This window comes from Paraburkholderia sp. UYCP14C, from assembly GCF_004197395.1.
Lineage (GTDB): Bacteria > Pseudomonadota > Gammaproteobacteria > Burkholderiales > Burkholderiaceae > Paraburkholderia.
Window position 1 is genome coordinate 1 of sequence record NZ_SELS01000121.1, and the last position, 10,697, is coordinate 10,697.

General features: G+C 60.0%; 3 protein-coding genes and 2 pseudogenes. 2 read left to right on the top strand and 3 right to left on the bottom strand.

Translation table 11 applies throughout. From position 1 onward, the window contains the following. Positions 1-153 precede the first annotated feature (153 nt). Positions 154-3,177, top strand: coding sequence for a Tn3 family transposase (locus tag EVC45_RS42240; RefSeq protein ID WP_129964028.1), 3,024 nt, complete (start codon positions 154-156; stop codon positions 3,175-3,177). A 584-nt stretch (positions 3,178-3,761) separates the two neighbouring features. Next, positions 3,762-4,544 (top strand): ABC transporter substrate-binding protein, encoded by a 783-nt coding sequence (locus tag EVC45_RS42250; protein ID WP_129964030.1) that lies wholly within the window; start codon positions 3,762-3,764, stop codon positions 4,542-4,544. Positions 4,545-4,887: 343 nt separating this feature from the next. On the opposite strand, the gene EVC45_RS42255 is transcribed toward EVC45_RS42250, so the two are convergent. From EVC45_RS42255 to EVC45_RS42265, 3 genes and pseudogenes are all read right to left on the bottom strand, one after another. Further along, positions 4,888-7,248, bottom strand: coding sequence for a 2OG-Fe(II) oxygenase (locus EVC45_RS42255; RefSeq protein WP_129964029.1), 2,361 nt, complete (start codon positions 7,246-7,248; stop codon positions 4,888-4,890). After that, a pseudogene (locus tag EVC45_RS47820) lies at positions 7,224-10,156 on the bottom strand (Tn3 family transposase). Before EVC45_RS47820 ends, EVC45_RS42255 begins: the two are co-directional and overlap by 25 nt. Positions 10,157-10,445: 289 nt before the next feature. Beyond that, positions 10,446-10,697, bottom strand: a pseudogene (locus EVC45_RS42265) (LysR family transcriptional regulator); the annotation flags it as partial.

The window sequence follows — 10,697 nt, forward strand, 5'->3', positions numbered from 1 at the left end:
GAACCCGGGTTCGGCAGGCGTTGCGGCTGGCCGCCGGGTCTGACGCGTTTTCATCAGTTGAGGTTGCATGGAATTAAACGGGTAATCCAATAATAACAATTATTGGTCTGTCACGCTTTAAAATGGCGCCCTTTCAGTTTCTTCCGCCTCTGGATGCGCGCCCACAACGAACACCTGACCCTCTTGCCCCAGGCCGAGCGGCAGGTCCTCTACGAGCGCCCGGCGTTCGACGATTTCCAGCGCGCAGAGTACTTCGCCTTCACCGATGATGAGCTGGCCATCGCGCACCAGCGCAAAGGATTGCCCGAACAGATCCTGTGCCTGCTGCAGACCGGCTATTTCAAGGCCACGCGCGCATTCTTCACGCTCACGGAACTTCCGCCAGAAGATGCTGGCTACCTGCGCGAACGCTATTTTCCTCAACAGGCGCTTTCGCCAAGACCCATCCGCTCCGCAGAAATCTACGCGCAGCGCCGCGAAATCCTTTCGCTGTTCCGCTTTCGCCTCTGGTCGAAGCAGGACAGCCCGTTGCTCATGCAACGCGCGGCACAACTGGTGCGACGCGATGTGACGCCCGCGTTCGTAGTCACCGAACTCATCCTCTGGCTGAACCAGCAGCACATCGTGCGCCCGGGTTATACCACCTTCCAGACGATTGTCAGTACCGCACTCCGTGAAGAACGGCAACGACTGGCCGCACTGGTCGAGGCGGGCGTTACCGATGACGTCAGGGCCGCGCTGCAACGCCTGCTCGTACGCGACGAGTCCCTGTCCGAACTGGCCGCGATCAAGCAGGATGCGAAATATTTCGGACCTCACATGATGGGCCGCGAACGCCGCAAGCGCGCCACGCTCGAACCCGTCTACAACGCCGCCCGGTCAATCCTGCCCCAGCTCGGCATCTCCCAGCAGAATATCGCGTACTACGCGAGCCTTGCACACTTCTACACCATCTACGACCTGCGTCAGCTTCAACCCGGGCAGTCATTCCTGTACCTGCTGTGCTACGCCTGGCAACGCTACCGGCAACTGAACGACAATCTGGTCGACGCCCTGCGCCATCACACGAAGAAGTTCGAGGACGACAGCAAGGCCAGTGCCGATGACGCTTTCATACACGCCCAGATCCAGCGGCAGAAAGATACTCCGCAGGTCGGCAGGCTCCTGCAGCTCTACGTCGATGACTCGCTCGACGATGTCACGCCGTTCGGAACCGTGCGACGCCAGGCGTTCAGCATCCTGCCCAGGGCTGACCTGCAGCAGGTCGCCGGTCTGTTAAGCAACAAACCCGTCAGCCAGATGGAGCTGCGCTGGCGGGCCGTTGACGAGGTCGCCCGGCAGATTCGCACGCGACTCAGGCCGCAGGCAATGGCACTCGAATTCTCCAGCGCACGCAACGACGATCGATGGCTTGCGGCCCTGCACTGGATGCGCGGCGTGTTTTCACGCAGGCAGCGGCTCGAACGGCGACCGCTCGCGGACATACCACCCGATACACTCCCGGAGCGGCTGCGCCCGTATCTGCTCACCTTCGATGACAAGGGCCAGCCTGTCAGCCTGCGTGGCGACCGATACGAATTCTGGATCTACCGGCAACTGCGCAAGCGCGTCGATAGCGGAGAATTGCATCTGAACGACAGCACCCAGCATCGACAGTTCAGCGACCATCTTGTTCCTGCCGATCGGACGGCCGCCGTCCTCGGCGAACTGGATCTCGCCTGGCTGCGCCAGCCGGTACACGTCACCGTCGATGCCATGTGCAACGAGCTTCGCGACCTCTGGCAGCGCTTTGATCGTGAACTGCGGCAGGGCAAGCTCAAACACCTCGACTACGACGCGCAACGCAGCACCCTGACCTGGCGCAAACCCAAAGCGGACAGAAACGCCACGCAGCAGGAAAGCTTCTACGCGAAGCTGCCGCTACGCGATATTGCGGACATCATCCGGTTCGTGAATGAGCGTTGTGGCTTCCTGTCGGCGATGACGCCCCTGCAGCCCCGTTACGCGAAGAAGATTGCCGACGCGGACAGCCTGATGGCGGTGATTATTGCGCAGGCCACCAACCTCGGCAATCTCGCCATGTCCCAGACCTGCGATATCCCGTATCACGTGTTCGACGAGACGTACCGGCAGTACTGCCGTCTGGCGACACTGCGGGCCGCCAACGACCGGATTGCCAACTTCATCGCACAGCTACCGATCTTCGAGTGTTACTCGTCCGATCTCGGCGCACTCTTCGGCGCCGTCGACGGACAGAAGTTCGCTGCCGCCACGCCTACCGCAAAGGCACGGCACTCGCGCAAATATTTCGGTCGCGAACGGGGTGTCGTCGCCTTTACGTCACTCACCAATCACGTCGCCACGCTCACCAACCTCATCGGGGCGCACGAGCACGAAAGCCATTACGTCTTCGATCTCTGTTACCGCAACACGACCGATATCGCACCAACGATCATCACCGGTGACATGCATAGCATCAACAAGATGAATTTCGCGGCCATGCACTGGTTCGAGATGGGTTTCGCGCCGCGGTTCACCAACCTGCAGGCGCAACTGAAGCATCTGTTCTGCGGCGACGACATCGGGCAGTACAGCAACTTTCTGATCAAACCCGCCGGACAGATCGACCGGTCTGCCATCTGCGATGATCCGTCCGCCATCGAACAGATCATTGCATCGCTCAGCGTGAAGGAAATGAGCCAGCAGGCACTGGTCCGCAAGCTTTGCGCGCTGTCTCCGCATCACCGCACGCGCCGTGCGGTCTTCGAGTTCGACAAGCTCGTGCGCAGCATCTACACGCTGCGCTACATGCGCGACCCGCAGCTGCAGCGCAACGTCCATCGTTCGCAGAACCGCATCGAGGCGTATCACGCACTGCGCGGATTCATCGCTGAGGTCGGTGGCAAGAAACACCTGATCGGCAAGACCGATCACGATATTGCGATCAACAACGAGTGTGGCCGGCTTCTGGCTAACGTCGTAACCGCCTTCAACTCGGTGCTGCTTTCTCAACTACTCGAACGCTATCGGCGAGAGGGTAACGAGAAGGCGCTCGCGATGCTGAAAAAGATTTCTCCGGTGGCCTGGCAGCACATCCACTTCCTTGGGCATTACACGTTTCGCAACGAGAACCCGATCGACATCGCCGCCATGCTCGCTGGCCTCGATCTCCTGTAACTACCTGAAATTCAAGAACTTCCAAAATTTCTGCGGTTCCGGCTTGGAACCCCGTGACGGGTCCGTCCGCCTACCGCGCACTGGAACAGCCGGGCCAGATCGGCGCGATGCCGGCTGAGGGCGAAACCGGCGAGCTGTCGACGAATTCGCCCGATCACGCCGCGCGCCGACTGGCCGCCTTCGAGCGCCTGCGGACAATAGCGCTCAATGGCCTCCCGCGAGCCAACGCCCGCGTACCACGCTCGCAGCGCAGACAGCGACGCGGTGTCAGGAAAAGATGGTGGCGACGGAATGTTCGGCATCCGGAGATTATAGGCAACGTGATGGCGATGGAGCCGCAGCTCAGGTGTGGCGCGTTTCCCGAAACGGTAGTTTTGCCATGAAACGTGACCCTATCGATAACAAGGGTTAGCGATAGGGATGAGTAGAAACACTATCATAATCGTCGGCGTCAATCTTCGGTCGCCCAATTGGCCTATGGAAGCCCTCGTTTGGATACGGGCATGCCGGAACTTGCGCTCTTTCGAGCATTGTTGCAGAGTGCTCATACACAGAACAATGCGTCGGCCGTATCACAAAATGGAATGCACGTGAAAAAACACCGCCTTTTACTAATAGTGCTGGTTGCTATCTCAGCCAATGGTGTGAATGCGAAGGACTGGTCGACGGTTCGGTTTGGCTCAGCCACGAATTATCCGCCCTTCCATTCGCAGCAACCTGACGGAAAACTGGCGGGGTTCGATATCGATCTCGGTAACGAAATATGCCGTCGCATGCATGCCAAGTGTGTGTGGGTCGACACTGAGTTCGACAGTATGATTCCAGCGCTGAAAGCCCGTAAGTTCGACGGCATATTGTCGGCACTGTCGATCACGCCGAAACGCGCCGAACAGATCGCATTCTCTTCGAAGCTATACAACATCCCGACGCGGCTCGTCGCCAGAAAAGATGGGCTGGTATCGGCGGCCATGTCGCTGAAAGGCAAGAGGATCGGTGTAGTGCAAGGCTCGACACAGGAGCTTTATGCGAAGACTTACTGGGAGCCAGAAAGCGTAGCAATCGTGTCGTACCAGAACCAAGATCTGGTTTATACGGATCTGCTGGCGGATCGACTGGATGCAACGCTGACCAATGCGGCGCAGGCCGAGTATGGTTTTTTGAATACACCGCAGGGGGCCGGTTATAGTTTCGCTGGAAAGAATCTCTATGACGAAAAGATTTTTGGCGTAGGCACGGCAGTAGGCATCCGCAAAGAAGACACTGATTTGAAGACGCAAATCGACCTGGCGATCGCGAACATGCGCCAGGATGGGACGTACGACAAAATTGCCAAGAGATATTTCGATTTCGATGTATATGGCAATTAACATCGTCCCTCGGCTGCGGCGGCAAGAAAAGCCGGTTCCTGCAACCCCGAAGCGAGGCGTCTCGGAGCGTTCCTCGTCGATCGTTCCTGCTCAAACGAGTAGGCAACGGGCGCCGAAAGGGCTCTCATCGTCATCCAGACACGAGGAGTATCTGAAGAGAACGGCCCTGTGACCGAGCCCACGTGCGAGGCGGATGACGACACCGAGGCGATACTCACATTGGTAACGCTGGACGACTTCGGGCCGGCCAACCCTCCACCGTGATCGATATTTTTAATATAAATCATCCTATTAAGTCGAGATGCGGCGGATTTTTCACGAATCCCGGTCGTACCTCGGATTGTCACCCGCGTTTCGCACCGATATCAAGCCGCCCCACGTTTTGCAGATCATCCTTGCGTTGCCGCACGCGCCGTTTATAGCTCGCCTGATTTTTTGTGCATACCAGGCTGTGTGGACTTCCAGTCCTGCGCGTCGTGCAATTCACATCGCAACTGCGTTGCTTGATGATACTTTCAACGTGACTGCGAACGTGCTGGGCAGCCTTTAACACCCACTCCCGGCGTCCGGGGTCGACAAGAAACTGTCCGAGCCCGGCGCAATGGGCACAACGACAGACAACCGGATTCGCCCGTGCGAAATCAGCCGGCGGCTCCAGCGGCTCGGCGATGCGGCGGCGCAGATGATCCAGACCGGCGGCACGCAGACGCTGGACCGACGCAATGTTCGCTGTCGATGCTCGTCCAGTCAGATCCAGCGCGGCTGGAACGATGATGGCGCCCATGCCGAAAGAGGCTGGATTACCCAGGACGTGCTCGACAACATGGCCGGCGAGTAACGGTACATCGATCCGGTCAAGTGCCGTCAGCAGGTCGACAATCAGGGGCGGCTCGATGGGTTCTGGCCGTCGCGGGTAATCAGGATCAGATCTGGCGCGCTGTCCCAGAAGCGTTTCGACCAGCGCCGTTGCCGCGGATTGCAAGTGCTCCGGATGGCCGGCCCCTCGACTGATCTGCGCCAGCAGGCCGGCACACGCTCCCGGAATCATCTGCGCGTTCGTCGCGATGATCTGCTCCGTGAGCCCGGCAGCACGCTCTGGCGACAACAGCCTGGCGGCACGCGTCAACGCTTCATTCTCACTGCCGTGATAGAGCCATTTAGCGGAAATAGCGGACAGGAATGCGTCGATGTGTACGGTGTCGTGCAACTGCGTCAGGCTGGTCAACATGCTGATGACCTTGTCCGCCGGTCCCTTCCCGGAGTAACCGTGTGACGCTGGCCAGCCGCGCAGCATATGATCGGCCAGCACGTGAGCCTCGCGCCATACAGGCGACGCCTGATCTTCACCACCGCTCGTCCAGCGTTCCGCCAGATCCTTCAGGTAAGACAAGGTGACCTCAAGACCCGCCTGGTTGAACACGGCAAGCCGTCGCGACCGGGGCCACAGCACAAAGGCCGCCCGCCGGTAAGTCCGCTCGAACGACGCCCCTTCATTGCCGGTGGCCTCATGAAAATGTTGCTCGTCGGGCTTCAGACCATCAAAGCTTCCGGGCGGGCACAATTCCTTTTCCTCGAAAGGCAGGGCAGCGATGGCCGGCCGGCTGCCATCGGGCCGTCGCCAGTCCGATACGCTCTGTATTCGATCGATGACTTCGACGACCTCGAAGTCATCGTCGTATTGCTCATCATGGCGGGCACGATGCCAGCCACTGCGCCGGCGCGGGGCGTAGTTGCCATATTCAGCACTCCCGGTTTCCTCGATCGACACCAGTGCAAGGTGAAGGTCGCATGCGGCTTCGTCAGCAGCACGAACGAGCACGGCGGCGGCGGCCGCATCGGCGTTCTTCAATGTATCGAACGACAGTTCTGCCGGGGTATACGCATATTCCAGCGGGTAGATGAGTTTTTCGGGCGAGCTGTCATCCGGCGAATCCTTGTCCACCGCCCAGCGTCGTAACAGGGCCGTGATGGCCGCCTGGTCCCTGTCGTACCCGGGAGGAGCGGCAGGCTGCCGGCGACCGCCGCGTGTGAGGTTGAAGACGAGCGTCAGCCTGAAGCCCGACGTGACCGGGCGAACCTCATGCACGCAGTCAGCGTAGAAGGCGGCGAAGGACACCTGCGCCGAGTCGGAGCAGCTCAGGTCAAGACAGACTTCACGCCCCCGGTGACGAACGACCAGTTCGCCCCCATCGCACGCCGAAGGCAGAACAACCACCAGGGTCGCGAACATCCCCGGGATCTTCTCGGTATCACGATGTTCAACGAAAAAGCTGCCCGTGTCGTAGACGAGGAGTTTGTACAGTTCGGCAGACACCGTCCCTGTTACACCCAAGCCAATCGCCACCTGAGCGATAATTCCATCGAGGGTCTCCGCCCAGCTACGCCCCGAAAGATGAACATCGTCAGCCGCAATCTGCCATGTCCGGCGAACATTGGTATCGACGCGTGTTTCCTCCCCGCGCCCATACGGCGCGCGTGCAGCAACTGCGACGAGCTGTCCGGCCTGTACGGGAAGCAGCGGCAACGCGATACGGCCAACACCTTCTACCTCCAGGTTGGGCATGACGATTTCGGATTTGCCGGATGCGTAGAAATCTCCGTGGCAACGAATGGTGGGGATGATCTGCGCAAGCTCCCGGGTGATCGCCTTCAAAACGTCTTCTCCTCTGCGGGATATATTCAGGAACGATTCGCCTTCTGCCATGGCGCCGCGTCGAGCAGCATTTCCTGGTACCGGTCGATCGGAAAGCTGAGCGTTCCCCGGAAATTCACATGCGCGAAGTGTGCTGGCCCCATGCGGCGCAGCCAGTCATCCTCGATGCGCTGTCCCTTGTCGCGCCAGTTGTCGACGGTTGCCTGCATGCGCTGCGTGTTCCACGCGATGACGAGATTCGTCAGCAACGTCAACGAGCCGGATATCGCGATCATTTCGTCACGGCGGCGTCCCCGCTCGGGCGCCACCTTGCCGATGTATATCGCGCGCTGGAGCTGGTGCACCGACTCGCCACGGTTGAGCAGCGTATGTAGTTCACGGCGAAACTCAGCGTTGCTGAAATAGTCGCACAGGAAAAGTGTGCGCAGCAGCTTGCCAAGATGATCGGCAGCCCGATGCACCCGGTCACCCTGCGCGGCACTACCGAACCGCTGGAGTGCGACAATGGCGCTCACGCGACCCGAGCGGATCGACGCGACCAGTCGCAGCAGTTCATCCCAGCCGTCGCGAATGGCCTTGAGCGATATTTCGCAGGCGACCACCTGCGCCAGACCTTCCGGAGAGGCTATCGTCCCCGGCAGATACAGCTTGCGCTCCGCCAGGTTGCGCAGGTTCGGGCAGAGATCGAACCCGAGCAGTTTCGACACGGCCATCCCCACGTTCGTATATCCATGCGTATCGACCGAAAGCCTGAGCAGTCCACCGTCGTCGCGCGTAGTGTTGTGCCGGATCACGCCTTCAATCGCCACGCCGGCCTGACGCTCGTTCAGCACAATGGGATGGTTATAGACGATGCCGTGCTGGTCGAGCACATGCGTGTACATACCCACCGCGTGGGTGCGGCGTCGCGGATCGACGCGAGCGTAAAAGAGATGCCGTGATGTATCAAGGCTCATCGAATCACTGGACGCATGCTGTCCGGTTCCCCGCAGCGCGGTGATCGAATGCGTGCGCTGGAATTCCACCACGCGGTCATTGGCACGAAGGAGCCGCCCCGGCATTTCGAGCGCGCGCATCGCGGTCGAAATCTGCGCCGGGTCCAGTTGCGGAATCATCGCAGCGACGCTCTTTGCATCGAGTTCTGTCCGTGCGCGATCAGGCCAGCGTACAGCGCGACGAGTTCGTTCGCATCACGCGCCTTGCGCGCCAGCAACACTTCGCTGAAACCGGTGCGGGCATCCATTTCCATCACCATATCGGCAAACTGGGCGTTGCCAATCTCCTTGAACATCAGATCGCGCGTGCGCTTCGGTGTGCCGTCGGTCGGCAACGCTTCGAGCGCCGACAGATGCAACGCGACGTCGGTGCCGATCGTCACCCGTCCTGCTTCGCGAACCTCCTCCAGGGCGGCAAGACCCGCCGTCAGGTGCCCCGTCAGCCTTTCGAGAAAGGGGTCCGCCGTCGGCGGCAAACCCAGCGACGACAGGTGCCGCTGACGCTCGCCTTCCCATTGCGCGGGTGAAATCAGCAGCAGGTCGCGCTCGCGGAAAGACAGGCTGTGGTTGATCCATATCGAGCCGCCGCGCAATCCTTTGCGCAATCCCGTAATCGCTGATGCCTCCAGCGCCCGGAGCGCCCGTTTCCGGTCGTCACCCTCGACCATGTCGCGCCAGCTGGCACTAACCGCCACATCGCAATCGCCGGGCAGTTCAGTTGCGCCACTGTCGTGTAACTTGCCAACGAGTTCGAGTTGCCGCAGGCTCATCTCGCCGTCCCGTCCCTCGAACCCCAGTTCTCGCAAGGGCACCAGCAGGTTACGGATACGATGGTGATCGTCAGTCAACGTTTCGCGTACGCTGGCCGCATGACTGGCGGTGGGTTTGTCCGGGAGGGCATCGAGCAGCTTGCCTATCTCGACGATTTTTTCTTCGGCCGACTGCTCTTTGTCCTGGACGATGGCCTTGATCGCGATCAACTGCTGCCGGTATCCGACAGCCGAGCGGGCCTGCTTCGTCCGGGTCTTCTCGTACGCATGCCGGACCAGATCGGAGACACGACGGCCGGTCTGATACAGCAGCGAATCCGTCAATTCCAGCAGGGTGACGCGCAGGAAGAAAACCAGCTCCAGCATCCGCGTCGACTCTTTCAGCCCGCGTGTTTTGACAGGACGACGTGCCTGAATGCGTTGTGCCCATGCCCGCTGCTTCTCGAGCGGGACCGCATCGAGCACCCACATGTGGGCACCAAGCTCTTTCAGAAAGCGAACTTTCTCGAGCGTCTCGGTCATCGTCGTTGGACTGTGCCGGGCTGGCGGTGTCTTCAACCATTCGAGAACGGTCATGCCGGAGGTGTCGTGCCGGGTCGACAGAACCGCATCCGCACGTTCAAGTTGCGCATCGGGGACAGTCGCCTTGATCATCGCGAGCACGTCGCGCTCGATGTCCGCCCAGATCGAGCGGCCGAGATCTTTCAGTGTCCGTTCCGCAGGAATCAGGATCCTGCGTTCATACAGCCAGTAGTGTGCGTGCTGCAGCAGGTCGTCAATCGTCAGCGATTCGTGCGCGTCCTCGCGCATCCATGCTTCAAGCCCCGACCACTGGTCCGCCACGATCGAAGTCAGACCCAGGTACTCGCAGGCCCAGACCTGATGATCGTAGAGCGTTTTGTAACGGAGGTAGAGCGTCCTGAGCGAGGCGATCGTCGGCGTTGCCAGACCGAGCCGGTCACCAACATAGCGCAACAACTGCCGCGGCACGGTGCCCACATGGTCGAGCGTGTGGCCGCTCGCGCGCAGAAAAACCAGCTGGATGGCAACGCCTGCGCGGCGATCTCGCCGGAACCGCTCGTTGATCGCTGCGATGTCGCTGTCGGTCAGCGCGAAATAGCGCTCGACGTCGAATTCGGATAGTCGCGAAGGCAACCGATCCTGTCCCACATAGCGAAATTCCAGGCCCGGCATGTTTCTGCCCCGTGTGACGGCGCGATCCAGATCGCGGGCGAATATATTACCGCAGCCGTTCCCCAAGCCCATTTTCGCGTGCAGACATGCCCTGCAGAGCCTTATCAGACAAGGCTTTCAGACAAAATCGCCAGATTTTGCACGAAAAGTACGATTACCCCATCTCGTGGGAGTGGTCATTGAAGCCACGTTTTATAGGCGCCACCGAATTACGCCCGCCGCTTCACCACAACGGCGTGGGGCCGGCTATATGATTATCAGATCCACGAAATTGCCCGAGCAATTCATGCTAGGCGACGTTTTGCGCCTCCTCGAGTAAAACCTCGCGCAGCCAGATGCTTGCAGGATCGCCATTGTGTAGCGAAGGCCATTGAATTGCTTCGGTAAACGAAGAAAGTGGCAGAGGCACTTCTGCGATCCGCAGAGGTGTTAGTTCCGCAAAGTGCTCAGCCAATCTCAAGGGGAGCGTAGCGATACGGTCGGTACGCGACAGGATGGAAGGCACGAGACTGAACGTGGGCACGACAACCTCCTCGCGCCT

What these genes read in the sequence shown, in the direction of transcription:
- EVC45_RS42240 (WP_129964028.1), top strand. Translation starts at nt 154, where the DNA reads ATGCGCGCCCACAACGAACACCTGACCCTCTTGCCCCAGGCCGAGCGG.
- EVC45_RS42250 (WP_129964030.1), top strand. Translation starts at nt 3,762, where the DNA reads ATGCACGTGAAAAAACACCGCCTTTTACTAATAGTGCTGGTTGCTATC.
- EVC45_RS42255 (WP_129964029.1), bottom strand. Translation starts at nt 7,248, where the DNA reads ATGGCAGAAGGCGAATCGTTCCTGAATATATCCCGCAGAGGAGAAGAC.